Annotated in this window: 27 protein-coding genes; 20 read left to right on the forward strand and 7 right to left on the reverse strand. The window is 47.9% G+C overall.

Features of this window, described 5'->3' with window-relative positions:
• Positions 1-4: 4 nt before the first annotated feature.
• From LLG96_19340 to secD, 20 genes are all read left to right on the forward strand, one after another.
• Positions 5-1,255: a DUF4159 domain-containing protein gene (locus LLG96_19340; GenBank protein MCE5252360.1), complete on the forward strand. Its 1,251-nt coding sequence runs from the start codon at positions 5-7 to the stop codon at positions 1,253-1,255.
• 33 nt (positions 1,256-1,288) lie between these two features.
• Positions 1,289-2,485, forward strand: coding sequence for an AgmX/PglI C-terminal domain-containing protein (locus LLG96_19345; GenBank protein MCE5252361.1), 1,197 nt, complete (start codon positions 1,289-1,291; stop codon positions 2,483-2,485).
• 214 nt (positions 2,486-2,699) lie between these two features.
• Positions 2,700-4,025 (forward strand): signal recognition particle protein, encoded by a 1,326-nt coding sequence (gene ffh, locus LLG96_19350; GenBank protein MCE5252362.1) that lies wholly within the window; start codon positions 2,700-2,702, stop codon positions 4,023-4,025.
• A 197-nt stretch (positions 4,026-4,222) separates the two neighbouring features.
• Positions 4,223-4,555 carry a 30S ribosomal protein S16 gene (gene rpsP, locus LLG96_19355; GenBank protein MCE5252363.1) on the forward strand — a complete coding sequence of 111 codons (333 nt, stop codon included), beginning with the start codon at positions 4,223-4,225 and terminating at the stop codon, positions 4,553-4,555.
• Complete coding sequence (rimM, locus tag LLG96_19360) at positions 4,494-5,099, forward strand: ribosome maturation factor RimM (protein ID MCE5252364.1); 606 nt, start codon at positions 4,494-4,496, stop codon at positions 5,097-5,099. The genes rpsP and rimM overlap by 62 nt, the downstream gene beginning before the upstream one ends.
• Before the next feature lies 1 nt (position 5,100).
• The gene (gene trmD, locus LLG96_19365) at positions 5,101-5,805 is read left to right on the forward strand and encodes a tRNA (guanosine(37)-N1)-methyltransferase TrmD (GenBank protein ID MCE5252365.1); all 705 of its coding nucleotides are present in this window, start codon (positions 5,101-5,103) and stop codon (positions 5,803-5,805) included.
• A 31-nt stretch (positions 5,806-5,836) separates the two neighbouring features.
• Complete coding sequence (gene rplS / locus LLG96_19370; GenBank protein ID MCE5252366.1) at positions 5,837-6,181, forward strand: 50S ribosomal protein L19; 345 nt, start codon at positions 5,837-5,839, stop codon at positions 6,179-6,181.
• Between the two features lie 190 nt (positions 6,182-6,371).
• Entirely contained in the window at positions 6,372-7,742 is a 1,371-nt protein-coding gene (rsxC, locus tag LLG96_19375) for an electron transport complex subunit RsxC (protein MCE5252367.1), read from the forward strand.
• Between the two features lie 31 nt (positions 7,743-7,773).
• Positions 7,774-8,811: an RnfABCDGE type electron transport complex subunit D gene (locus tag LLG96_19380; GenBank protein ID MCE5252368.1), complete on the forward strand. Its 1,038-nt coding sequence runs from the start codon at positions 7,774-7,776 to the stop codon at positions 8,809-8,811.
• A complete protein-coding gene (locus tag LLG96_19385; GenBank protein MCE5252369.1) occupies positions 8,804-9,379 on the forward strand; it encodes an RnfABCDGE type electron transport complex subunit G in 576 nt (191 codons plus the stop codon). The genes LLG96_19380 and LLG96_19385 overlap by 8 nt, the downstream gene beginning before the upstream one ends.
• Positions 9,376-9,975: an electron transport complex subunit E gene (locus LLG96_19390; GenBank protein ID MCE5252370.1), complete on the forward strand. Its 600-nt coding sequence runs from the start codon at positions 9,376-9,378 to the stop codon at positions 9,973-9,975. Before LLG96_19385 ends, LLG96_19390 begins: the two co-directional genes overlap by 4 nt.
• Before the next feature lie 9 nt (positions 9,976-9,984).
• The gene (gene rsxA / locus LLG96_19395; protein MCE5252371.1) at positions 9,985-10,593 is read left to right on the forward strand and encodes an electron transport complex subunit RsxA; all 609 of its coding nucleotides are present in this window, start codon (positions 9,985-9,987) and stop codon (positions 10,591-10,593) included.
• A gap of 17 nt (positions 10,594-10,610) precedes the next feature.
• Positions 10,611-11,627 carry an RnfABCDGE type electron transport complex subunit B gene (locus tag LLG96_19400; protein ID MCE5252372.1) on the forward strand — a complete coding sequence of 339 codons (1,017 nt, stop codon included), beginning with the start codon at positions 10,611-10,613 and terminating at the stop codon, positions 11,625-11,627.
• A 56-nt stretch (positions 11,628-11,683) separates the two neighbouring features.
• Positions 11,684-12,910 (forward strand): twin-arginine translocase subunit TatC, encoded by a 1,227-nt coding sequence (gene tatC, locus LLG96_19405; GenBank protein ID MCE5252373.1) that lies wholly within the window; start codon positions 11,684-11,686, stop codon positions 12,908-12,910.
• A gap of 126 nt (positions 12,911-13,036) precedes the next feature.
• Positions 13,037-13,576 (forward strand): hypothetical protein, encoded by a 540-nt coding sequence (locus LLG96_19410; GenBank protein MCE5252374.1) that lies wholly within the window; start codon positions 13,037-13,039, stop codon positions 13,574-13,576.
• 297 nt (positions 13,577-13,873) lie between these two features.
• On the forward strand, positions 13,874-14,818 hold the full coding sequence (locus LLG96_19415; GenBank protein ID MCE5252375.1) for a polyprenyl synthetase family protein: 945 nt from the start codon (positions 13,874-13,876) through the stop codon (positions 14,816-14,818).
• Positions 14,819-14,883: 65 nt separating this feature from the next.
• Entirely contained in the window at positions 14,884-15,879 is a 996-nt protein-coding gene (locus tag LLG96_19420; GenBank protein MCE5252376.1) for an FAD:protein FMN transferase, read from the forward strand.
• A 161-nt stretch (positions 15,880-16,040) separates the two neighbouring features.
• Entirely contained in the window at positions 16,041-16,973 is a 933-nt protein-coding gene (locus LLG96_19425; protein MCE5252377.1) for a glycosyltransferase family 9 protein, read from the forward strand.
• Positions 16,974-17,044: 71 nt separating this feature from the next.
• Positions 17,045-17,758 (forward strand): pyridoxine 5'-phosphate synthase, encoded by a 714-nt coding sequence (locus LLG96_19430; GenBank protein MCE5252378.1) that lies wholly within the window; start codon positions 17,045-17,047, stop codon positions 17,756-17,758.
• Between the two features lie 19 nt (positions 17,759-17,777).
• Positions 17,778-20,372, forward strand: coding sequence for a protein translocase subunit SecD (secD, locus tag LLG96_19435; protein MCE5252379.1), 2,595 nt, complete (start codon positions 17,778-17,780; stop codon positions 20,370-20,372).
• 149 nt (positions 20,373-20,521) lie between these two features.
• Here secD and cysS read toward each other — a convergent pair whose 3' ends face one another.
• The 7 genes from cysS to LLG96_19470 all read right to left on the reverse strand — a co-directional run.
• Positions 20,522-22,009: a cysteine--tRNA ligase gene (cysS, locus tag LLG96_19440; protein MCE5252380.1), complete on the reverse strand. Its 1,488-nt coding sequence runs from the start codon at positions 22,007-22,009 to the stop codon at positions 20,522-20,524.
• A complete protein-coding gene (locus LLG96_19445) occupies positions 21,999-22,946 on the reverse strand; it encodes a D-alanine--D-alanine ligase (protein MCE5252381.1) in 948 nt (315 codons plus the stop codon). The genes cysS and LLG96_19445 overlap by 11 nt, the downstream gene beginning before the upstream one ends.
• On the reverse strand, positions 22,946-23,422 hold the full coding sequence (ispF, locus tag LLG96_19450) for a 2-C-methyl-D-erythritol 2,4-cyclodiphosphate synthase (GenBank protein ID MCE5252382.1): 477 nt from the start codon (positions 23,420-23,422) through the stop codon (positions 22,946-22,948). Before ispF ends, LLG96_19445 begins: the two co-directional genes overlap by 1 nt.
• Positions 23,419-24,123, reverse strand: coding sequence for a 2-C-methyl-D-erythritol 4-phosphate cytidylyltransferase (gene ispD / locus LLG96_19455; GenBank protein MCE5252383.1), 705 nt, complete (start codon positions 24,121-24,123; stop codon positions 23,419-23,421). The genes ispF and ispD overlap by 4 nt, the downstream gene beginning before the upstream one ends.
• The gene (queA, locus tag LLG96_19460) at positions 24,120-25,160 is read right to left on the reverse strand and encodes a tRNA preQ1(34) S-adenosylmethionine ribosyltransferase-isomerase QueA (protein MCE5252384.1); all 1,041 of its coding nucleotides are present in this window, start codon (positions 25,158-25,160) and stop codon (positions 24,120-24,122) included. Before queA ends, ispD begins: the two co-directional genes overlap by 4 nt.
• A gap of 6 nt (positions 25,161-25,166) precedes the next feature.
• Positions 25,167-25,391 (reverse strand): DUF2905 domain-containing protein, encoded by a 225-nt coding sequence (locus LLG96_19465; protein MCE5252385.1) that lies wholly within the window; start codon positions 25,389-25,391, stop codon positions 25,167-25,169.
• Positions 25,392-25,560: 169 nt separating this feature from the next.
• Positions 25,561-26,823: DUF6298 domain-containing protein (locus LLG96_19470; protein MCE5252386.1), on the reverse strand; the 1,263-nt coding region annotated here is incomplete at its 5' end.

A 26,823-nucleotide genomic window follows, 5' to 3' on the forward strand; every position in this document is an offset into this window, starting at 1 on the left:
ATTCATGGCGGAAAAGTATCAATCATCAAGATTTAAAGGTCCGTCAGATGCTATCGATCTGGAAAGACTGGAGAAAGAAACTCAGAAGCTTTTTTTTCTTGGCCTTCTTGTTGCAATCTCTCTCCATGCTGCTGTCGGTTCATACTTCATGTTTAAAAAGACTGAAGTGAAGGTTGTCAGACCTGCGACAATGGAACTAGTGATCAGACGTCCGAGGATGACGAAAGCATTTGAGTTCAAGAAAAAAAGAGTTAAAACTCGAACCATGGAACGCAAAAAAGTTGTTGAGAGGAAACCGACCGCTGATATTCAGACAAAATCGATATCAACCGTCGATCTCATGGGTAATGTAGCGTCGTTTGAATATTCTAACGAGATGAAGACTGACTTGGATTCCGAGGTTTTCATTCCTGAAGGTATCGATATTGAAATGACATCGACCCGTGAACCGGAAAAACAGATATCGATGAAAGAAGAAATGATCTCCCTCGAGGACCTGGATACTGGCCAGTATAAGGCTATGGTTATTCAGGATCCCAACAACAAACAGAGCATCAAAGGTTTCGTGTATATTTCCACCGCATGGGGTGCACAATTAAAACCGCCTGACAAGTTGAAACGAGCGGTTATCAATCTTGTTGAAGCAGTGAACCGCTATACGAACATCAATGCGAAGGTTGATAGTCATTTATATCTCGATTCACGTAAGATTTTCGACACCCCGTTTGTTTACGTCGTTTCAGACAAAGCTTATGAATTAACTGAAATCGAACGTAAAAATTTTGGTAGTTATTTACGGAAAGGTGGATTTGCAGTCGTTGATAACGGGACTCCGGAATACGAGTTCGGGCAGGCGGAAGCTTCACTTCGGCAGATGATGAAAGATTCGTTGGGCGCCGATGCACAGTTTCTCCCGATTCCGAATGAACATCCGCTGTATCATTGTTTCTTTGATTTTAATGACGGCCCTCCACAGGGATCAGAGATAGAGATGGTGCAGACTACTACAACCGGGGCACAAGGTGAAACAGCCCGAAATTCATCGATGGCGAAAGCGGTTCACTATCTTGAGGGAATATGGCTTGATGAACGGCTTGTGGCAATTTATTCTGACAAGGGATATGCAAAGAAATGGAAAGAATTGTCAAATAATGAACCACAGCTCAAGATAGGTGTGAATTTTGTGGTATTCGCTTTAACACAGGCTGGTGGAATAGCACAGCAGAAAATGGATTTCTTCTCCGCTGTTCAATAGAATTGTAAACTGTTAATGTGAGGTGGAAAGAAAATGACAATAGCCGTAAAACGAAAAATTATTGTATCGTTGATACTGGCGTTGCCGTTTCTTCTGGCAGTGAGTTGTTTTTTATACCCTCCAGAAATACGCTACAGCTCGTATCTTGTACCCAATATGGAAAGCAATGATCCGGCGTACTCCATTGAAAAGGATACAGGTGGTGTTGTTTATGACCTCGGCGGTTCCAGTATTGTCGTTAAGTATATGACGGATGCGGAACTGAATGAGTTGTTCCCCGAAGAATCAGCTCATGGTTTATATTCCACAAATCCGTATTCGTATGGAAACTGGATCGATCCGGATCTCGGGTATACTCCGAACCGTTTCACGGTATTCGGCGTTACCATTGTTAACAGAACGTTTGCAAAAATGAGACTCGATCCTGTTGAAGCCGTTCTTATTACCGATTTGGGTGAAACGTTCCATTCCTATACGGTAAGTATTGCTGCCGCCCGGTATGGAAATAGTTTCGAGAACTATTTTAAGTCGATTCTCGGACAGTCGGGAAATGAGTTCTACCGTTATGAGATGCGCCTCGGTATGGTTCGCGGTAAAAATTATGGTTTGGACGAAATCATATTCCGTGGAGACAGCTATACCGGACTCATCGCATTTGATCCGTTACGTCCCGAAGTTAAAAAATGCAGACTTGATCTCCATGATGTCGTCTACCGTTTCGACGCGTTTAACAGGCCTGCCGATGTTGTCGATGTTTCGTTCAACCTTGACAGGAAAGTTGACAAAGTCGTTGTAACACGTGAAATGAAGCAGAAAGAGCTTGAGCGTGAAAAAGTACGTATCAGAATGACAGGTCCTCAGCAGCTCGTCGGGAACCGTGTCAATGACAGTTCCAGGAACGCTCGAGCAATTGATAAAGCCCTTGAGGATAACGTCTCTCCGATGGAAACCTGTTTTCTTACACGGTACAGACGAGGTGAAGTCAATCCTGGTCAGATGATGTTATCGTTCACTATAGACCCAAGCGGCAGGGTAACATCGCAGAATGTTCTTGAAGTAACGGGTATCAACAGTGAGAATTTCATGAATTGTATTCTCGATGTTATTAAAACATTGAAATTTGATACGATTCAGGATATGCCGAATGAGGGTACTAACATTGTAAAGGGACCTGCCAAACCAGTCAATGTAACTTACCCGCTTACATTCTCGGTGTATGTTGAAGAATAAATAGTCCGTATACATCGAAAAACAACGTCTGTTGAAAAAAGAGGGCATTTCCATATGCCCTCTTTTTTATCGGGCGGAAGATAATGACTTCGATAAAAATCGATGTGAAAATCAGATTTGGTCTAAAATATTATTGCCTTTGAAATAATAATTAAGTATATTAAAAGACTGTGTTATTATTAACGGATACAGGTTTTGTTTCACAGGGATTTAAATGTTCAACGACCTTACAGAGAAGCTTGAGTCGATTTTCAGGTCTCTTCGGGGACAGGGAAAGCTCACTGAAAAGAACATCGGGGATGCTCTTCGTGATATTCGTCGGGCGTTGCTCGAAGCGGATGTAAATTTCAAGGTCGCCAAGCATTTCATTCAGATCGTCGAATCAAAAGCCATGGGGAGAGAGGTTCTCGAAAGCATCACCCCGGGACAGATGGTCGTTAAAATTGTTCATGATGAGCTTGTTACACTTCTTGGAGGACAGGCGGTTCATCTGACAATAAAAGGTCCCCGTGAAATTATCATGGTCTGTGGTCTTCAGGGTTCCGGAAAAACCACAACCGTGGCGAAACTGTCGAATTATTTCCGCAGTCATGGACGTAAACCGCTTGTTGCAAGTGTTGACGTTCACAGACCCGCCGCTATTGATCAGTTGCGCGTTCTTGCAAGGAATAATTCGATAATGTTCTTTGAAAATGACAGTACCGATCCTGTCGCGATTACATCCGGCGCAGTGGATGCATTGAATACATCCGGCGCTGATCTGTTGATTTTGGACACCGCCGGCCGTCTCCATGTTGATAACGAGATGATGGAAGAGCTTTCCGGTGTACGGAATGTATTAAATCCGCAGCATACGTTATTTGTTGCCGATGGAATGACAGGACAGGATGCGGTGAATGCCGTGGAAGGTTTCATCCGTTATATAGAGTTTGACGGAGTGATTCTTACCAAGCTGGACAGCGATGCACGCGGCGGCGCCGCACTTTCGATCCGTCATGTCACCGGGAAACCGATTCTTTTTGTTGGAACAGGCGAACGGATTGATGCATTCGAGGTATTTTACCCGGAGCGGTATGCATCACGAATTCTCGGGATGGGAGACATTGTCTCGCTTGTGGAAAAGGCGCAGACGTTCGTTGATGAGAAAAAGGCACTCGAGATTCAGGAGAAAATACGGACAAGCGGTTTGACGCTCGATGATTTTCTCGACCAGTTGAAACAGATTCAGAAGATGGGCCCGATAGACCAGCTGCTGGGGATGATACCCGGTATCGGGAAGATGATGAAAGGAATAGATTTACAGGGGAATGAACTCAAACGCGTAGAAGCTATCATACTGTCCATGACAAGCGAAGAACGGAAAAGGCCCCATATCATAGACGGTTCGAGAAGGAGGCGGATAGCGCTTGGTTCGGGAACATCTCTCCAGGATGTTAACAATCTTCTCAAGCAATTTACTTCGATGCAGAAAATGATGAAAAAGATGCCTCACATGGGTGGGAGAATGAAATCCCCACATGGTTTACGTATGCCGTTTTAACACGATCTCTGCAGAAGAATAAAAAAATGAACGCGAATTTACGCGAATCGGACGAATTTACACAGATTTGTTTTTTATAAAATATTTTGATGTGAAAATATTGAAGATAGTATAAATAATCAGGATTACTGAAGTCTTGTACTGCGTTACCACACATAATAATCGGAGGAGGTTTTAATTTGCCAGTCAGGTTACGGATGAGAAGAATGGGATCACGGAAACGTCCCTTTTACCGACTTGTGGCAGCAGATTCACGTTACCAGAGGGATGGCAGGTTTCTTGAGATTCTCGGCTACTATGATCCTATGGAAGAACCGTTTAAATTTAAAGTTGACCGGGAAAAGGTTGTCGGATGGCTTAACAAGGGTGCAACGATGTCCGAAACGGCAGAAGGCCTCTTGCGCAGAGAAGGAATTGTACAGGCCTTTAACATGAGTAAGGCAGGTTCAAAAGCGGATATCAAATCAGATGCGGGAAAGAAAGAAGAAGCCATCGGCGCCGGAGAATCAAAGGGCAGTTCGGAAGCCTGAAACAGGTTTCACATCCTCGGACAGGCTCGTGGCTGTCGGCCGCATTATAAAACCCCGGGGATTGAAGGGTGAACTGAACGTGATGTCCCTTTCCGATTTTTCCGGGCGTTTCGGAAATATGCGGACTGTATATATCGAGTTCAGGGATGGTGTAGTTGCCGCTTATGAAGTAGAGTATACGAAAATATCCGGTACGGCGGTTATCGTAAAACTGAAAGAAATAAATGACCGTACTGCTGCAGAAACCTTCAAGGGAGCCTTCATTTGCATCACACGGGATGATGTGGCTCCATTATCGGACGACAGCTTCTATATATTCGATCTTGAAGGAATGGATGTATATGATGCAGCTGGGGGGAAAATCGGTACGGTGATTCGTATTGAGCGGTATCCGGCTCAGGATATCATCGTTGTCGGCATGAAGGATTGTGATGTAATGGTACCTGCTGTCAAGGAATATGTGCTCGATGTCGATGTGAGCGGAAAACGAATGACAGTTCGTATTCCTGAAGGATTACCGTTATATCCGAAAGGAAAAGTATGAAATGCGTGGACTGTCGGTTCATGTATTGACAATTTTCCCCGGAATGGTGGAATCCTTCGTCCAGTATGGCATCATCAGGCGGGCGATTGAAAAAAATCTGTTCAGAATACATGTTGTAAATGTCAGGGATTCAGCCCTTGACCGTCACCTCACCGTCGATGATACGCCTTATGGCGGCGGCGCAGGGATGGTAATGAAACCCGATGTTCTTGCCGCAAGCCTGAAATCGACCGAACCTTTTTCCGAAGGCAGGCGACCGCCGGTCATATTCCTTACTCCCCAGGGGAGATGTTTTGATCAGTCCTGGGCGAATGAACTGAGCATGCTCGATGAGATTATTCTTGTCTGCGGTCGCTACAGAGCAGTCGATGAACGGTTCAGGGAGCTGTATGTAACCGATGAGCTGAGTGTGGGCGATTATGTTTTATCGGGCGGTGACGCCGCGGCGATGGTTGTGATAGACACTGTCGTGCGCCTCATTCCGGGGGTTCTGAACGATTTTGAAAGCGGGATTGAAGATTCGTTCCAGAATGGTTTGCTCGATTGCCCGTGGTATACGCGGCCGGAAATATTCGAGGGGATCAGAGTACCCGAAGTGCTTATGAGCGGGAATCATGCCCAGATAAAAAAATGGCGAAATGAACAATCACTGAATCGAACCAGATTACGTCGTCCCGACTTGTTGAAGAGTCGAAAGCAATCATAAATACAATTTTTTACTATAAGCGAGGAGTACCATGAAACAGATTGAAGACGCGGTGAAAAATCAGGTAAGAACTGATCTTCCCGATTTCGGTACCGGTGACAATATCGATGTCCATGTTCGTGTTGTGGAAGGAGATAAAGAAAGGATTCAGGTTTTTTCCGGTACTGTTATTCAACGTCGCGGAGCCGGTGTATCCGAGACGTTTACTATCAGGAAGATTTCTGCCGGTGTCGGTGTCGAAAGGATTTTTCCTATCAACTCACCGATGATTGCATCAATAAAAAAGAACCACTCGACAAAGATTCGAAGATCGAAATTATTTTATCTGAGAAAGCTCCATGGGAAAGCTGCGCGCCTCAAGAGAGAATATAACTGACAGCCTCTTCCAGTTGGTGTTTTCTTTCGATTGCGCAGGAACAATAAATTCTGCACCATTACACGGTAAAAAGATACGGAATATCTGAAAATACTTGACTATACTATAATGGTTAAATATTTTTAACACTTTACGAATAGCTCTCTACAGCTCTTCTGCATCGTCCTGTACTTTGATATCAGGAGAATGAATGGCAGGGACATTCAAGGGTGGAGTTCATCCCGATGACTCCAAATCACTCAGCAGTTCGTGCTCTATAAAAACAGCGCCTGTACCCCCGACAGTTGTTCTGCCGGTGCGACAGCACCTCGGTGCTCCGGCGAAAGTGATCGTGGAAAAAGGTCAGGCTGTAAAAAAAGGCCAGATCGTTGCTGAAGCGGGCGGATTTGTGTCGGCTCCCGTTCATGCCAGTATTTCCGGAACGATAGCAGCAATTGAACCGCGGCTTTCCCCGGCGGGTTCAAAAATAATGAGCGTGGTCATCGAAGGTGATGGCAGCGATGAGTGGGCCGATGGTCTCGATACAAACCGTGATGTCTCTTCCATGTCGCCGGATGAAATGCGCAGTGCTATCCGTTCCGCCGGTATAGTCGGACTCGGGGGCGCCGCATTCCCTACGCACGTCAAATTATCCCCGCCAAAAGAAAAACCTGTCGATACGCTCATTCTCAACGGTGTCGAATGTGAGCCTTATGCCACATGTGACCACCGGCTCATGATCGAGAATCCTGCTGATATTGTCGGGGGTCTTAAAATCCTCATGGCTGTGCTTGGCTGTTCGGGAGCGTATATCGGAATCGAGCAGAATAAACCGGATGCCATCAGGATAATGCGTGATGCGGTAAAAGACCTCAAGGGAGTCAAGGTTATAGGGCTCAGGGTAAAATATCCGCAGGGGGGCGAAAAGCAGCTAATTAACGCTGTAACAGGTCGCAAGGTTCCTGCAGGAGGTCTGCCGATGGATGTGGGGTGCGTCGTACAGAATGTTGGAACAGCAGTTGCGGTATATGAAGCGGTTGCATGTGGACGGCCGCTCATACAGCGGGTAGTGACCGTAACAGGGCGCGGGGTCATAGAGCCGGTGAATGTCCTTGCAAGGCTGGGAGACACATTCGCCCGCCTGATAGAGCAGGCCGGTGGATATACCGAAAAAGCCGCTAAACTCATCATGGGTGGACCGATGATGGGGATTGCCCAGTATACCGACGATGTACCTGTTGTCAAGGGTACTTCCTGTATTCTGGTTATGGAAGACTCCGAAGCGGACTTGGGAGAAGAAAAACCGTGTATTTCGTGCGGTATGTGCGTCGATGTGTGCCCCATGAAGCTTGTTCCAACGGCGCTCGCCACATTTGTTGAGTTCGAGCAGTGGGAAAATGTCAGAGCGTATCACGCGCTTGATTGTATTGAATGCGGCTGCTGTACATATATATGCCCGACTAAACGGCGTCTCGTTGAGAATATAAAATTCGGCAAAGCTAAGCTTACTGAAATCCGGGCAAAAGAACAGGCGGAACAGAAAGCCCGTGAACAACAGAACGCAGCGGTGAAATCTTCATGAGTATTTTTTTCCCCGTGGGAGTACTGAATAGATGACCCGATTGTTTACCGTAAGCGGTTCCCCTCATCTCAGGGACAGGACCACCATCCCGATAATCATGTTTTCGGTGATTCTGTCGCTGCTGCCTGCGCTGGCCGGTAGTATTTACTTTTTCGGATTCCGGGCGCTCGTGATTACCGTGATTTCAGTGATCAGCTGCGTCGCGGCGGAGTGGATAATCGGGAAACTTACCGGAAAACAGCTCACCATCCGTGATGGCAGCGCAATCGTTACGGGAATACTTCTGGCTTTCAATCTCGCCGCCGGTGTACCGTGGTGGATTCCCGTAATCGGTGGTGTTTTTGCTATTGGTGTTGGCAAGATGACTTTCGGCGGGCTCGGTTACAACCCACTTAATCCCGCTCTTCTCGCCCGTGTTTTTCTCCTCCTGAGCTGGCCGGTCGAAATGACAACGACATGGACCGCCCCGCGGGGTATGGCTGTCCCCGATGCTGTTTCGGTTGCTACACCCCTCGGAATCCTGAAAGAAACAATGAAGGTGCTGAAGAACAGCGATATGTTTTCGAACAATATCGATACGATTGTCAATGCCGGTGAAAAAATGGCGGATATCCAGGGTTCTCTGATGGACCTTTTTATCGGCCGCGTACCCGGATGCCTGGGTGAAACCTCCGCGATGCTTCTGCTTGTCGGCGCCGCATTTCTTCTCTACAAACGGTATATCGGGTGGAGAATTCCGTTTTCTTTCATCGGGTCGGTTGCCCTGCTGAGCTGGATATTCGGCGGCTACGAGGGATTTTTTACCGGGCCATGGCTGTTCCACATTCTCTCGGGCGGTGTTTTCCTCGGGGCGTTTTTTATGGCGACCGATATGGTAACAAGCCCGGTTACCCCGATGGGACGGCTTATTTTCGGAACCGGGTGCGGTGCGATAACGGTAATCATCCGGCTTATCGGCGGCTATCCGGAGGGCGTCAGTTTTTCCATCCTCCTCATGAATCTTACCGTGCCGCTCATAGACCGTTATACGCAGCCGAAAGTGTTCGGGGAGGTGAAGGCTCGTGCGTGATCTCATGAAATTCGGTATAATCCTCATGGTTTATTCTCTCGTGGCCGGTGGCGCACTGGCGTATGTCAGTATCAAGACAGCCCCGCTCATCACCGAAAACAGGCTTGCCGAAGAACGGAATGCTCTGGCGGAAGTACTGCCCGATATGGCGGGAGGATACGAGGAAAAGAACAAGGACGGTGATTTTCCGTACTGGGTCGCTTACCGTGATGCGGGGAAACAGGAAATTGGCGGATATATTTTCAAAGCTCAGGGAACGGGATATTCATCGGTCATATCATCTATGGTCGGCGTCGACACGAACGGAAAAATTGTGGGTGTAAAAGTACTGTCTCAGCAGGAAACACCCGGTCTCGGCGCTAAGGTGATTGAAATCAGGCACGGCGATTCCGATCCATGGTTTCCCCGTCAGTTCAAGGGTAAAACCGTTCAGGATGATCTCAAGGTTGTTAAGGACGGCGGTACGATCGATGCCATCACCGGCGCGACCATTTCTTCACGTACAGTGACAAATTCCATTAATGCCGGATTAAAAAAACTCATGGGACTCGTCGGAGGCGCATCATGAACATAATCGGCGAATTTACGAAAGGCCTCTATAAGGAAAATCCGGTATTCAGGCTTGTTCTCGGAATGTGCCCGACTCTTGCGGTGTCAACCTCGGTGGAAAACGGCATCGGAATGGGTGTTGCAGCCACGATGGTGCTCGTGAGCTCCAACCTCTTCATTTCGCTTGTCCGGAACATGGTGCCAAAGAAGATTCGAATCCCTATATTCATTGTTATTGTCGCCACCTTTGTTTCGATTGTGGAAATGCTCATGCAGGCATACGCCCCGGCGCTCCACAAATCACTCGGAATTTTTGTTCCGCTCATCGTGGTGAACTGTATCATTCTCGGCCGTGCTGAAGCTTTTGCATCCAAAAACAATGTTTTCTATTCAGTTATCGATGGTCTCGGTATGGGTATAGGGTTTACCCTGAGCCTTATACTGATATCCACGATACGGGAATTTCTGGGGAATGGATCGTTTTATGGATTCCCCGTATTACCGGCTTCTTATAAACCGGTGCTTGTCATGATTCTGCCGCCGGGAGCCTTTTTGACACTCGGGTATGTGGTAGGCTTTTTCAACTGGCTTGACCAGCGTAAAAAACGTGACTAGGAGTTTGAGGTGGATATCGGACATTTCTTTATATTGATCATTGCTTCGATTTTTATCAATAACTTCGTTCTCCTCAAATTTCTCGGCATCTGTCCGTATATAGGCGTGTCCAAGAAACTCGATTCGGCTATCGGTATGGGTATGGCCGTTACCTTTGTCATGGCTGTTGCCTCTGCCGCGACATGGGTCATATATGCCTATTTTCTCGATCCCCAAACGAATATTATCGGAGGAACCGATCTCACTTTTCTGCGAACGATAGCATTTATCATCATCATTGCCGCTCTCGTGCAATTTGTCGAGATGGTCATCCAGAAGACATCGCCGCTTCTTTATAACGCGCTCGGGATTTATCTGCCCCTGATCACGACCAATTGCGCCGTGCTTGGTGTTGCGGTTTTGAATATAGATGAAAAATTCACATTCCTCGACAGCCTTGTGCGGGGATTCGGTTCGGGTGTCGGATTTACACTTGCGCTCGTGCTTATGGCCGGACTTCGTGAAAGACTCGAGTTTGCACAGATTCCAAAACCGCTGAGGGGCATTCCCATTGCGTTCCTCATGGCGAGTATCATGTCGCTTGCGTTTATGGGATTCAGCGGTTTGTCCCTTAAGTAGGAGTTGTCTGAGACGCTATGAATCCGGTATTATCATATACACTTATTACTCTCGGTGGAGTCGGTTTTGTTTTAGGCGCCGCGCTTGCGTTTGCATCAAAACGGTTTGCCGTTGAAATCAATCCTCTTGTCGAGAAGATTCAGGAAACACTCCCCGGCGCTAACTGCGGCGGCTGCGGATATGCCGGCTGTGCCGCATATGCGGAGGCGATTGTTCTCAAAGGTGCGCAGGCAACTCTGTGCGCTCCCGGCGGACAGGCTGTTGCCCAGAAAATCGCGGAAATGCTCGGGCTCGAGAAAACCGTAACCCTTCGGCGTGTCGCGTACCTTCATTGCGCAGGCTCCAGAGACAAGGCGAAGGACAAGTATGTGTATGACGGGATCAGGGATTGCCGAAAAGCAGTCGCGCTCGGAGGCGGTCCAAAAGCATGTGAGTACGGATGCCTCGGATATGGCTCATGTGTGACTGTGTGTAAATTTGGTGCACTCACCATGGGTGAGGATGGCCTTCCGAAAGTTGACAGGCTGAAATGTACCGCGTGCGGCGCATGCGTGCGTGAATGTCCCAAACACCTGTTCGATCTCCTTCCCGATACAACGATGATCTACCTTGCGTGTTCGTCCCATGAAAAGGGAAAAGCGGTCAAGGATGTATGTTCAGTAGGATGTATCGGATGCGGTATCTGCGTAAAGGTCAGCGCAAGTGATGCCATCGAGCTGAAGGATAACCTGCCGTCGATCGACTATGGAAGCTCGATCAATCTTATTCTCGCACAGTATAAATGTCCAACGAAATCCTATATTGACCAGGCAATCAAGCGTCCCCATATGTCGATCGATTCCAAATGCAAAGGACACGGTAAATGCGCCGGGATATGCCCTGTCAAGGGATGTATTTCGGGTGAGCCGGGTCAACCGTATAAAATCGATCCCCTGAAATGCATCGGATGCGGCCTCTGCCTGCCGGTATGTCCCGAAAAAGCGATAAGGGTTGTCGGCGCTATGGGTTATGTGGGAATGGATATGTACAATTAAATTGTTTTTTTGCCTCCGGAATGCTTCTGAGGACATTTTCCCAAGATCGTACCGCCATGAATGAATATGATCCTTACAATGATTATACCGGTTATGAACCGGGAACTGGTTATAGCGCCACGTCCGGAAAAAAAGAAACCTCCGTTCCCGCGGAAGAAGACAAGAACGGACACCCCGGTGCTCTGGCGGTTTTTGATACGCGGCGTTTTTTTGAGATAAACTTCCCCGAACCGGACACGACGCCCTCATCATCATATCAGTCCGCCGGAAAAACGGTTACGCTTGCCGCTGTAGCCACAGACAGCAGGAGAGTGTCGATACACCCGCTCGGGTATATTGAAAAACCGCCCGGGGTCACCGATTCGTACTGGACATCTCTCGATACCGATCATCTCCTGTCTTCCCGGGCAGTCATTGACAGTCAGACGGCTGATAATGCTCTTCTTGTAACAACTTATCCGGGAACCGCTCACCTGGAAACAAGCCCGCAGAAGACGGTACCGGTCAGTTCCGGGAGTTCAGGCGGATCGGGAGGTTTAAATGGTGAAAAACCCAAGGAAGAAGAACCCGATCCCACAGAGATGCCGTTTCTCGATCATCTCGAAGAGTTTCGATGGGCACTCCTCAAATCGATATTTGCAGTGACAATCGGGATGATTCTCGGCTGGTTTTTATCCGATATGTTCATTTCCACAATCACTCATCTCGCCGAGCAGGCGGAACTTCCGCTCATATATACGGGGATCATGGAGCCGATCATGATACGGCTGCAGACGGCTTTTTTTATGGGTCTTGTCATGGCGCTGCCGTTTGTGCTGTATTTTATCTGGTCGTTCGTATCGCCAGGCCTGTACAAGCGGGAAAAGAAATGGATTCTTCCCCTGGTCTATATCGCAACCCTCAGTTTTTTAATCGGGGCGTCGCTGGCATATTTCATCATTATTCCGTTTTTTCTCAAGTTTGTAAAAACGTTCAAAATTGAAAAAGTTCTGTTTATGCTTACCATCGGCGACTTTATCAGTAAAATGCTCAGATTTACGATTATGTTCGGTGTCATTTTCGAGATGCCGCTGATTACCTTCATTCTGGCTAAAATTGGCATTATTAAATATACATGGATGACAAAGTATCGTAAATATGCCATAGTTATAATATTTGTTGTTGCTGCAATCTTTACGCCTCCCGATCCCGCGAGCCAGATAATCATGGCGATCCCGCTCTTGTTTCTGTATGAAATAAGCGTTCTTGTTGCACGAATAGCGGGGAAGAAAACACTTCTATAATGATTGAGTATCAGGAATTAACCGGTTGTATGAATGTAACAGCAGTGTTGCTGATGTCGATGGCATTGTTTTATACAGTTCTTTTTATCATGGACGAAATTGGAATATATCCGGGGAATGTAAAATATGGACAATCAGACAAACAGGCGTATTATTGTTAAAACGCCTGTAAGGACAGGAATGAACGTGCTGGTAGTGTACACAACGCAAGGTGGCAACACGAAGCGTGTGGCAGAAGATATCGCGGCACTCCTGGGTGCGGATATCGAGCGGGTGGTTGACAGGAAAAAGCGGTCCGGATTTTTCAACTTCCTCATCTCGGGACGTGACGCTATCAGAAAAAATCTTACCGACATCGAGCCTTCCATGAAAGACCCCACAATTTACGATATGGTTATTCTGGGCTCGCCCTTATGGGGTTTCGGCAGCATGACACCGGCAATCCGTACCTATCTGACACAATACGAGGGCAGGATAAAACGGAACGCAATTTTCTGCACGAACTGGTTTTCAAAACAGGAGAAGTTTTTTGCCTCTTTCGCTGAATTGACAGGCAGCAGACCGATTGCGACGCTCGGGTTGATGGCGAAGGAACTCAATCGCGCAAACTTTGCTTTATACGAGGAAAAAGTCAGAGAATTTGTTGAGCAGCTGTGTGAAAAATAGTGTATTATTCCATTAATAAATTGGTAACATGGATTTCCTGTATTCAGTATTGTGTTCGTAATACCGAATGACTGGATCGGACTGTTACAACCTATTGATATCTCCGGTAAATCCCCTCGTTTGAAATAAGCCTCTCAACGTGCATAATCCTTGACATAAATGTTCATATTTCATATATTTCTAAACTTATCTAAAAGTTTCAAATTGTGTGCTGTGTTTGTAAAACAAGGTATTGCCGAACCATTTTATTGGTTATATAAGCTTATAATATCCAAACTTTTAGCAATAGATATAATAATGAGTGTCGGTAACGGTATTTTATCGGAAATTATTCCCGAACTGTATTCGGGAATGAGAAGCGAGTTCTTTTCCTCCGATCCTGATGTTGATGTAATACTGGAACAGGTATTCTCAATCCACGGAAAAGGGACCAGACCCGCTTTGATGGCACATGCAGCATCTCTTGCCGGCGGGTCAAGGGAATCTCTGTACAGGGCTGCGATGGTTATTGAGGCTATACATGTCGCTTCCCTGCACCACGATGATGTCCTTGACGGTTCCGGGTTGAGACGCGGCATGGAAACGCTCAATGCACGATATTCCGACAAAGTATCAGTATTGTCGGGGGATTATATTTTTATCCGGGCTCTTATGATGTCTCATGAGATCGATGCTCCCGGAGCGGTATCTGTTGTTATCAATTCAGTCGAACGCATGATCCGCGGTGAAATAAGGGATTCTCTTGCAAGCGGCATAATTGATGAGGAAACCTACCTGTCAATCGTTGGCGATAAGACAGCATCACTGTTTGCAGCTTCGGGTGAGCTCGGAGTCATGCTGTCGGGTGCATCGGGCATTGAACGTGTATGGGGACGCGAACTCGGCGAGTGTGTCGGAACAGCGTTTCAGATTGTCGATGATACCCTTGATTATATGGGCGATGTCGATGTCATGGGTAAACCGGGACTTATGGATGTCATGGCCGGTCGAATGACTCTGCCGCTTATTTATACGCTGAGAGATTTTAAACAGGAAAAAATCAAAAAATTGCTTTTCGGCAGCGAAAAAACCGTCAAAGAGCTTTTATCGCTTGTCCGGAGCAACGGCGGTATCGAGTATGCGGTACAGCGTGCCCGTGATTATGCTGACAAGGCGCGTGATATTTCACTGCGGTTTGAAAACAGGAAAGCCCAGGATGAGCTGAGTGATTTCCTCGCTGCTCTTATTGATCGTCGTTTCTGAAATGGTTCCGTAGTATGATAAACTGGTTTATGCATATAGTGTCTTTTAAAAATATGAAGTCAGGAGTGACATGCTTTCTGTTTGTTTTTTTAGTGTTTATGGGGATTGTGAGCGGGGGATGGTTCTGGTCAACACCCCGGCTTGTCGAGGCGACTCAGTTCCTCATGGACACGAGTGTCACGATCAAGATATTTTATTCCGACAAGACGAAAGGTGAAAGTCTTCTAAAAAAAGCATTTGACGAGGGCGTCCGTATCGAACACATTATGGAACCGCTCAAGGGAAGCGGCGAGCTCTGGAAAATAAACGCTTCGAAGGACGTTTCGGAATGGACGGTCGGTGATGATTTATGGCGGGTTCTGGAGCGGTCCCGGTATTTTTACGAGTTATCCGGAGGCGCGTTTGACCCGACCATTGCCCAGGTCAAATGGCTGTGGGATTTTGAAGGCGACGGACATATTCCTGACATGCGGGATATACAGGAAAAACTCAGGTCGGTGGGATTTTCCCATGTTGAATTAAACGATCATCATATAAGGTTCGGGAATCCCGAAACCAGGCTCGATCTTGGAGGGGTTGCAAAAGGTTATGCAGTCGACAGAATGGTTGCCGTTCTGAAGGAAAACGGTGTTAAATCCGGTCTTGTCAATGCTGGCGGCGATATCTATTACTTCGGTAAGAAACCCGGCAATGCCGACTGGGTCATCGGTGTCAGACATCCGAGGTTGAGCAGAACAATTATGATCGATACCATGCCGTTTCCCACGGTTGCCACGTCGGGTGATTATGAGCGATTCTTTATCAAGGACGGAGTTCGTTACCATCATATTCTTGACCCATCGAACGGTTACCCCGCACGGGGGTGTATTTCTGTCACGGTTTGGGCGGAGAATGCAATGGATGCGGATATTCTTTCAACTACAATTTTTGTTCTGGGACCTGAGAAAGGTCTTGCATTTGCCGAAAGTCTCGGTAATGTTGAAACGCTCATATTTTTTGAAAAAAACGGTAAAGTTGAAGCAGTGATGTCATCCGGTGTCAAAGATAAGGTGAATCTGTGAGAATCGCCAAGCGTCTTGAGATTTTTTTCAAGAACATCATAAGAAAAGTCTTTGCGCTGTTTATCAACACAAATCCTGTAAAACCGGAAGAGTTCAACCGTGAAACGATCAGCCGGATTCTGCTGGTCAGACAGGATTCAAGACTCGGTAATCTTGTTCTTATGACTCCGCTTATCAGCGGTTTGAAAGCTGCATTTCCGGATGCAGGAATAGATGTTTTAATATCGGAGGGCTTTGAGGAAGTTCTTGAAAACAATCCATGCGTAGATCGGATTATCCTGTTTGAAAAAAAAAGATCCCGTATTAATCCTTTGAATTATATTAAGTTGATAAGGCGACTGAAACAAATGAGATATGATTGTGCTGTCGATGTTTCCGATGGGCATCATTTTTCCCTGAATAACGTGCTTTTGACATGTTTCAGCGGGGCGCGGTACAGGCTCGGATATGACAGAAAAGATGCGGAGTCGTTTTTAAATATCCTTTTACCGCCTCCCCCGGAAGGGACTCATATGGCGGATGCGATGCTTGGGATCGTAAAGGGCATTGCGCCCGGGATTCCCGAATACTCGATGGCATATTATATTACCGATATGGATCGCACCTTTGCGGAAGAATGGCTGATAGAACATGAAATTACCGAGTTTGATTCTTTTTTTATAATTCATCCCGGCGGCAGAGGCAGAAAGAAATGGGGCGCCCGTAATTTTGCAGGTCTTATTGACACGCTCGTATCGCAGACGGGGGCAAGGATTGTCGTTATCGGGGGACCTGGCGATAAAAAGACAATTGTTTCAATCAGGGAGTTATCGCAGACTTCATTGGATGTACTCGAAAATGTGACCGTAGGTCAGATGGCCGCAGTTATCGAGCACTGTGATCTGTTTATAAGCGGCGATACGGGGCCGATGCATGTATCGGTGGCGCTCAATCGCCCTACCATTGGAATATTTATTGCCAGTGATTTCAGGGTTTATGGACCCCGTGGCCGTTATGGCAGAATTGTCATTGGAGGGGAACAGGGAATCCCGTCCATCGATGATGTTCTTTTGGCGATCCAGGATCTGTTCGGTGATCCGGCGCAAACATGTTGAACATGTCATACCAGAGGATTTACCAGAGGATTTGAATGAACTCGTGGTGAAATCCGGAGGTGAGATACGGTATGCATTTAAGCGTCAATATTGATTATGTGGCTGTTATACGTGAGTCAAGGAAAACGAATGAGCCTGATCCTGTTTTTGCGGCAGGAATTGTTGAACTGGCCGGTGCGCACGGCATTACGGCACATCTCAGGGAAGACCGCCGTCACATCTCCGATCGTGATATCCGTATCCTGAGGAAGGTTGTCAATCTTCCGTTTAACCTTGAAATGGCAGCCACCGAGGAGATGCTCTCTATCGCAGTTGAAATCGTTCCGGATCAGGTTACATTCGTGCCGGAAAAGAGGCAGGAAATCACCACTGAAGGAGGGCTGGATGTTGTCGGAAACAGGGAAAAACTGACACGGATGGTTAAACACCTGAAAACACACGGAATCGTCACGAGCATGTTTATCGATCCCGATCCGAAGCAGATCGATATGTCAAAGACAGTCGGCTCTGATTGTGTGGAGTTGCATACGGGGGAATATGCTCTTGCAAAAAATCCTGAAGAAACGGAAAAACACCTTGCGGCTCTGAGAGAGGGAGCCGTTCGGGCCGAACGGCAGGGACTTGAGGTTCATGCTGGTCATGGGCTTACCTATAAGAATATCTTAAAGGTTACTAAAATTCATGAAATCAAAGGTTATTATATAGGTCATTCAATCATGGCGCGAGCCATATATGTTGGTTTGGACAGAGCTGTGCGTGATATGCTGGCACTGCTTCATAATTAGAAAAGAGGGCTGAGACAACATGGTTCAAAGAAGCGTGAAATTGAGATCAAGCCGCAAGGAGAAATATTCAATCGGCTGGAAAGTGGCTATAATAGCCGCACTTGTTCTGTTCTCCGTCTGGGAGATTGTTCCCACAGTACGTTACTTTTCCTCCAAGAGTACATGGAGCACAATGGATCCCGGGATACTGGAGAAGCTGAAAAACAAGGCGTTAAATCTCGGGCTCGACCTCCAGGGAGGGATTCATCTTGTTATGGAGGTCGATACTGCCGGTCTGGCAGAGAAAGACATTCCTGATGCGGTCGATAAGGTCATGACAGTTATCACCAACCGTGTCGACCAGTTCGGTCTGACCGAGCCCGTCGTTCAGAAGCAGGGGGAAAAGCGAATAATTATCGAGCTTCCCGGTATGAGTGATGTGGAACGTGCCAAAAATCTCATCGGGAAAACGGCCCGGCTCGAATTCAAGCTCCTCAAGTCAGACGAAGATATCAAATTCATCACTGACAAGCTGGACCTCTACCTTTCCGGAGCACACGATTCGACGGCTGTTGCGGACACTACCAAAACGGGTCTGTTCGAAGAGGGAAAACAGCCCGGGACAGAAACCAAAAAATTCACCAGTCTGTTTAAATATCAGCAGATTGGCGGTATTCCAAGTTTTAATATCCTTGTTGATATGGATAATGTTCCGCGGGTGGAAGCGTACCTGAAAGATCCTGAAGTTCAGAAAATACTTGAGAAAAACGGGGTAATGCTGTTATGGGGACCCGAGAATGAACGCCAGGATGACATGCGTGCTCTTTATGTGGTTAATGCGGCTAATGAGATGACCGGCGAAATGGTCGCGGATGCCCGTGTTGTCATGGGTGGCGGTCTTCAGGCAGGTCAACCTCAAATTCAGATGGAATCGACGAGCGAAGGCGCCGGGGAATGGGCGCGGATTACCGGTAATAATGTCGGCAAGCGGATAGGGATTGTCCTCGACAATACCCTGTTTTCCTCTCCTGTCGTCCGTGAAAAAATCTACGGCGGCACCTCATCGATATCGGGCAGTTTTACCAACGAAGAAGCCCGTGACCTTGCGATTGTTCTTCGTGCCGGTTCTCTCCCCGCTTCCGTAAATGTCATCGAGGACAGGACTGTCGGGCCATCACTGGGAGCTGATTCGATCCGTCAGAGCCGCATCGCGCTTCTTATCGGATTCGGTTCTGTAGTTGTTTTTATGATAGTGTACTACTATTTTGCGGGTGTAGTTGCGGTTTTCGCATTGATCCTCAACATGTTGTTCATTATCGCTTATCTGGCGTATTTCAGGGCGACTCTTACACTACCCGGTATTGCAGGCATCATCCTGACTATCGGTATGGCGGTTGATGCAAATGTACTTGTGTATGAGCGCATCCGCGAGGAACTGCGGCTCGGAAATACCGCGCGGGTTGCGATTAATAACGGTTTTCTCCGCGCCCGCTGGACGATTCTCGATTCGAATATCACCACATTTCTTACCGGTATTATCCTCTATAATTTCGGCACCGGTCCGATCAAGGGATTTGCACTGACGCTCATGGTCGGTATCGTTGCTTCCGTGTTTACCTGTCTGTTTATTACAAAAGTTATATATGATATTCTTTCCCACAAGTTTAACTTTTCCGGAAAAACATTTGGTGTTTTCGCTTTGTTCAGTAAACCCAGCTTCCCGTTTGTGTCCTTCCGGAAAAAAGCATATATAGTGTCGGGTGTTGTTATACTGGCCGGAATTATTTCGCTTTTTGCCCATGGCGGGCCCCAATACTCCATTGATTTTCTCGGCGGTTCGCTGCTTGAGCTCCATTTCGACAAACCGGTTACTGTTGCCGCAATCCGTGATGCTCTCGGGACCGTTGATGTAAAAGGCACCGATCTTTCAACAAGCGAGATCAAATTTCTTGGCGATCAGAAAGAAGATGTGCTTATACGGATTGTTAAAGTAGGCGATATGCATGAAACATCTGAAAAGGTCAAGGAATCGCTCCGTACCTCTTTAAAAGACAGTCTCCCCTCGAACATGCAGGACTGGATTCTCCGCGAGGAGATGGTCGGACCGAGCATAGGCTCAGAGTTGAAAGGACAGGCATTATGGGCGATTTTCTTCTCACTCATCATGCTCGTCATATATATGTCCATCAGGTTTGAGTTCAAGTACTCGATCGGCGCCATACTTTCTCTTATTCATGATGTGCTCGTTACGATCGGGCTGTTCTCTCTTCTGGGGAAGGAGATTTCACTCACCATCGTTGCGGCTATCCTGACTATCATCGGATACTCGCTCAACGATACCATTGTGGTTTATGACAGAATCAGGGAGAAATTGCGCAAGGGTGTTCAGGAGGGTTATTTTGCCACAATTGACAATGCGATCAACGAAACCCTGTCCCGTACTGTTATCACAGCATTTACAACACTGCTGACCGTTTTGGCACTTTTCATGTTCGGCGGTGCGGTGATCCATGATTTTTCGTTCGCGATGCTTGTCGGTATCGTAACGGGTACCTATTCGTCAATTTATGTGGCGGCTCCGCTTCTCTGCGAGTGGTACCTCCATGTGACACAGAAGAAAAAAGCTGTAAAGTAATCAGCATGTTCCATGAAATTCAAAGGGACGGTTTTTTACGCCGTCCCTTTTTTATTCGGTATTCCCGGAAAAGAAAAAGGCGACACCTCCAGATGCCGCCCTTTCTTTGCTTTACTGCGATTATTCCGGAGAATCTGTCGGATAATCGATCAGCTCCATTTCCACGAAGTACCCCCGGCGTAATCATCGAGAACGATACCGATATCCCTGAGCCGGTCTCTGATGATGTCCGCCTGCTTCCAGTTTTTCTGCTTACGGGCTTCGCTGCGGGTTTCAATGATGGAGTTCATGATATCATCGATACTACGGTTATCGAAGTAGTCCTTTTGTATTCCGGGGCGTATCTCGACCGCCAGACCGATAAGCTCATCAACTTTAGAATCCGCATTGACACCGGCTTCGGAGAAGGTAATCCCGAATACTGAGGTACCGAGGGTATCGAACACTTCCTTTGCCGCTTTCATATAAGCCGGAACTGTAGTGTCAGCTTCATCGACCGAATTGACGCCTTTTGCTATATCGAACAGGTATCCCATCGCACGCGCCGTATTGAAGTCATCATCCATCGCATCCTCGAATCCGGCCCTGAGCAGGGTGATTTCTTCGGGAGATTCTTTTTTTTCCGCTGCACCGCCGCTGTATTTATCCAGAATATAGTTCATCCTGCGATATGCATTCCTCAACCGTTCCAGCGCCGCCTGAGCTTCCATGATACGTTCTTCCGAAAAATCGATCGGAGAACGGTAATGTTTGAGCAGGAAAAACACCCTGATAGCCATGGGATCGTATTTTACGAGTATATCCTTCACCGTGAGGAAATTGCCGAGCGATTTCGACATCTTCTCGCCTTCTATATCGAGAAAGCCGTTATGAATCCAGTATTTGGCGAACGGTTTCCCTGTGGCCCCTTCTGACTGTGCAATTTCATTTTCGTGATGAGGGAAGATGAGGTCCTGCCCTCCCCCATGAATATCGAGCGTACCGTCACCATACCGCATGGACATGACCGAGCATTCGATATGCCAGCCGGGGCGTCCCGGTCCCCATGGACTGTCCCATGAAGGCTCATCGGGTTTTGCCGCCTTCCAGAGAGCGAAATCGAGGGGATTTCGTTTCCGCTCGTCCACATCGACGCGGGCTCCGGCCTGCATCTGTTCGATGTCACGGCCCGACAGTTTACCGTAACCGGGAAAAGACGAGATATCATAATAAACGTCCTTATCGACCACATATGCATGACCGTTGTCGATAAGAAGTCGGATAAGATGAATCATACCGTCGATGTTATCGGTCGCGCGCGGGTGGACAGTCGCCGGTCTTACGCCGAGTTTTTCTGCGCCCTCGAAAAAAGCGTCCGTATAGGTGCGGGCTATCGCCTTGAAATTGACACCTTCCTTTGCAGCCCGGTTGATGATTTTATCATCGACATCGGTGATGTTGACGATATAATTTACTTCATACCCACGGTATTCCAGATACCGCCTGAAAACATCGAACATGATGAGCGGGCGCGCATTTCCGATGTGGAAATAATCATATACGGTCGGACCGCAGGCATAAAAATTGACCCTTCTGCCGTGTATCGGGATAAAATCCTCTTTTTTCCGGTTGAGCGTATTGAATATTTTAAGCGCCATCTGCGGCTTTCCCTTTCCGTTGGTAAGCCTGTTCAGTAATTCTGGTGACAAGGCCGGGGAAGTCGATTCCCGCTTTTGCCGCCGATTTGGGAACAAGGCTTGTGTTTGTCATTCCGGGAAGCGTGTTTGCCTCGAAACAGAGAGGCCGGCCATCAGCGTCGAGACGGAAATCGATCCGGGCAATATCACGGAGCCCAAGGACAGCGAACACTTTCAATGCGTATCCGGTGATTTCCTCTGCAAGGTTGGCAGGTATGGGAGCCGGAACAAAATACTCGCTCATTCCGGATGTGTATTTGCATGTGTAATCGTATATCTCGTGCGATGGCCGTATTTCGATCACCGGCAGCGCTGTTTCACCGAGAATGGGAACCGAAAGCTCCTTACCCGAAATATACTGCTCGACCATGACTTTTTCCGTGTAAGGCGATGCCGTGGCGATAGCCTCTTCGAGACGGGACGGGTCACGAACCACGACAACGCCGATTGTCGAGCCCTGATCAGCAGGTTTGACAACACAGGGATAACCGATATCCGCTAAAACGCGAGAGGGCGTGATGGTTTCCGGACTTCCCGCAATCCATGGAGCTGTCGGAATATCGTGATACCTGAAGATGGCTTTTGATAAATCCTTATCCATGGCGACAGCGCTCGCAGTTATTCCTGAGCCGGTATACGGTATTCCTGCGGCTTCGAGGAGACCCTGAATGCCCCCGTTTTCCCCGAGACCGCCGTGAAGCGCAAGAAATACGACATCGATTCTCTTTCGTACTATTTCATCGATGGCGGGTAGCAGGGTGTTTTTACCTTCCCATGCCACATCATAGGCCGTTACCGTGTGTCCCGCCTGCTGCAAGGCAGCGTATATCGAATCCCCGCTCATGAGGGAAACCTCTCGTTCTCTGGACGAGCCCCCTTTAAAGACAGCAATATTCATTATGAAATATCCTCTACGATACAGACAGCATGGGCTTCAATACCCTCTTTACGGCCGGTGAAACCCATTTCTTCGGTTGTTGTGGCTTTTACCGAAACCTGGTTTTCCGTGATGCCGAGGGCGACAGCGATATTATGGATCATTTCTTTCTTGTATGGCGACAGTTTTGGTTCCTGGGCGACGATTGTCGAATCGATAGAAATGATTTCGGCATTATGTTCATAAATCAAGCCGGCAATCCGGTGCAGAATCTCTGTTGAGCGTATATTTTTCAGCGATGGATCGGTATCGGGAAAATTCTCGCCAAGATCGCCGAGGCCCATTGCGCCGAGCAGCGCATGACCGATTGCATGGGAAAGCACATCGGCGTCCGAATGTCCCAGCAGGCCCGTATGCCAGGGGATATGCACTCCGCCCAGGATCAGCTCCCTTCCTTCGACCAGCCGGTGGGCGTCATATCCATGACCGATTCTCAGCATGATATTCCCCCGTTTTCAAACAGTTTCAGCATGGCTTCCGCTATGACAAGATCAGCCGGAGTCGTTATTTTAATATTCATGTCGTTTCCTTCGATAATATAAACCGGAATTCCCATACGCTCCGCAAGCATGCAATCGTCGGTTCCGATAAAACCGTCCTCGCCGGCCTGGGCGTGCGCTTCTGTAATAAGTTCTTTCCTGAATGCCTGAGGTGTCTGGGTAATCCTGAGCGTCGATCGGTCGGGCGTTTTTACAACCATGCCGTCTTGCACTACTTTCACCGTTTCTTTCAGAGGTCTCATGACAGAAACCGCTCCGTACGATTCTGCGCCGTGAATGCAGGCCGAGATGAGGTCCTCGGTGATAAACGGCCTCACCGCATCGTGAATCACCACGATGTCGGTATCCTCATCGAGCGCCTGTATGCCGTTTAAAACGGAATCCTGACGTTCCGGGCCTCCTTGCACGACCATTACCGGTTTGTTAACCGGTAAAGTTGTTCCGATGAATCCTCTAATATGCTCAAAAATGCTCTTTTCTGCAACTATAACAATGCAGTTTATTTCCGGGCTGTTGATAAAAGGCCGGAGCGTTCGTTCCAGAATTGGTATCCCGCCAAGGTTGAGGAGCTGCTTGGGAGTATCCGATCCCATGCGTGTTCCGCGCCCACCGGCGACAATGACCGCACCGGTTTTCATGCTTTCCCTCCGAAAATCAGCATCGCATCTCCGTATGAATAAAAACGGTATTGTTTACTTACGGCCTCCCGGTAGGCGTTTAAAATACGGTTTCTTCCGGTAAAAGCACTCACCAGAACCAGGAGGCTCGATCGGGGCAGATGAAAGTTCGTTATCAGTGCATCAACCGACCTGAAACGGTAAGGAGGCTTGATAAAAAGATCGGTCCATCCCTCGTATGACTCCGGCGCCCCGGATGAAGATGCCGTTTCAAGCGCTCGTGCGGTTGTTGTGCCCACGACAACAACGCGGCCTTTTCCGGAGCGGCAGCTCCTGATTTTATCGACCGTGGTTTCCGTAACGATACAGTACTCGCTATGGAGCCGGTCGCTGCGTGCCTCATCTTCGGTCAAGGGTTTGAATGTTCCGATACCGACATGAAGCGTCACAGCGGCTCTTTCGACACCCATCGAAGCCAGTTTATCGAGGAGAATCCCTGAAAAATGCAGACCAGCCGTGGGAGCAGCCACTGCGCCGCGTTCTTTCGCGTATACGGTCTGGTACCGTTCACGATCGAAATCCTCCGGCTCACGTTTAATATAAGGAGGCAGAGGAGTTTTTCCGAGTTTTTCCAGTGCCTCGTCGATATCCATATCCGATGAAAGCTCTGTCCGTACCCGGCCATCCGCACCTTTTTCAACGATTACGGCCCGAAGAGCTCCGTTACCAAAATCTATGACCGTACCCTCCTTGAGTCGTTTCGCAGGGCGGGAAAGAGCATCCCATGTACCGTCTCCGTACGGACGGAGCAGGAATATTTCTATCTCCGCGCCGGTGTTTTCTTTGGTGCCGACCAGACGGGCGGGAAAAACACGGGTATCGTTGACAACGAGAAGATCGCCTTTTCGCAGAAACTCCGGGAGGTTGGTGAATGTGGTGTGCAGGACGGGATGATTTCCCTCCGGCAGAACCATGAGCCGTGATTGGTCCCGGACTTCCGGCGGTTTCTGGGCAATCAGTTCCACAGGGAGATTATAGTCGTATTCAGCAAGGTTCAAGGAAAGCTATCGCCTGAAAAGGATGTTGATGATGATGGTTAAAATGAGACTGATGATCAGACCGGTAACGACAGGGAAATGAAAACTCCAGTTTTTACCGTAAATATTGATATCTCCCGGAAGTCGCCCGATTATGGGAATCTTATCGATGAACAGCACGACAAGTCCGGCAAAAACAAGCACAAGACCGGCAATAACGAGTAAAATGCCCATTGAATACCGACCGTCCACGTATCGTCTCCCTGAAAAAAACATCGGAAATAAGACTATTGAAATTTACTGAAAATAACCTGATATGTCAAGAGAGCCTCGTGGAGTGAATTACTATCCCCCCATATTTTTAAGTGGTTTCAAGCCATCCCTGTATCCGTCGAGCTACTCAGGTTATGTGCGATTATAATTATTGCTGCGCCTTTATTCGAAGCGCAATATCCTCGGAGTATTCCGGTGATCGCATTACTGTCTCTCCTCCTGTATGCCGCAGCTTCTCTTTTCCGACTATTTTTCCGGTTTTGGTATCCACCCATTCGATGGCATACGTTCCCACCGGGAGGTCCAGTGTAAGATCAGCCTGTTTGCCCCCATTGATGTAGATCGCATACTGTTTACCCGGTTCAACCAATGCCCGGACGGATGCTTCCTCCGGGACTCTCCCTTTAATGACATCATTCTCTGGGGCCATGCGAATGAAATTATAACTGTTGATAAAGTCCTTGAGGATACTGAGTTGGTTACGCAATTCAGGGCTGCCGCCGCCGGGTGACTTGTAATCCAGGAACGATCCGTCGGCATGTCTGGGTGTAAAGGAATAGTCCAGATTATTATACAAGCCCCCACCGGCAATGATGAATTCCCAGCCCTCTGTACGGTAGGTTACATCCGCTTTCCCCCGGAACCCGGTTTCGTTTTCTCCGATAACCCTGTTCAGACCGTAGTTCATTTCAACAACGTCCGGGGGAACACAGTAGTGAAAATTGAAAATGGAAACATTTGGGTCAGGATTCATGACCTTCGCCCGGCCATTGGCGATGTTCATTGATATCAGGTGTTTGTATGGGAATTCTTTTTCTGTTTCCACAATCAAGTCCACGATATGGTGTTGCCATTCCAAAGATACTCCACCAAAGTAGGGTTCATTGCACACTTCATAATAGAGATTGTCGAAGCCGCGCAACTCCTGCACAATCTTCCGGGTAACCGCCTCATGGACGGCAACAAGGTCCTTGTGTTTCAGCGTGTAGACCTCAGTGCCGGGACAGTCTCCAATCCCGTTGATGTTGTTGGCGGCGTTCATTGGATTCGCCTTCCAGAGGGTATCGTCGTAGTTAGGGCAAAAGAGGTTCAGTTCGACCACTATGCCCCGCTTTGAAGCCTGGGTCAGGAAGTCTTTCAGGCGTTTGAAATAGCCGTCATCCCATTTTGTGAGGTCGAACTTGTTACCACCATCGAAGTAACCGGGTGTGGTACTGCGTGCCCATGGACAGAGGTAACGGTTGGGGAGGGGGGCGAGAGTATTATCCGTGATTTCAAAGGATGCAGTGGTTTCACGGTAAGTACCTGTCCATGTTCTCGTGAGATTGAGGCCGTGGGTTTTCAGTTCGTCCAGGTAGTTGATATAATCGAAATCCAGATTGAGCACCGCGCCGTAGTGTTCGCCGGAGGT

The sequence above is a fragment of the bacterium genome (assembly GCA_021372535.1).
Taxonomy (GTDB): Bacteria; Latescibacterota; Latescibacteria; order Latescibacterales; family Latescibacteraceae; genus JAFGMP01.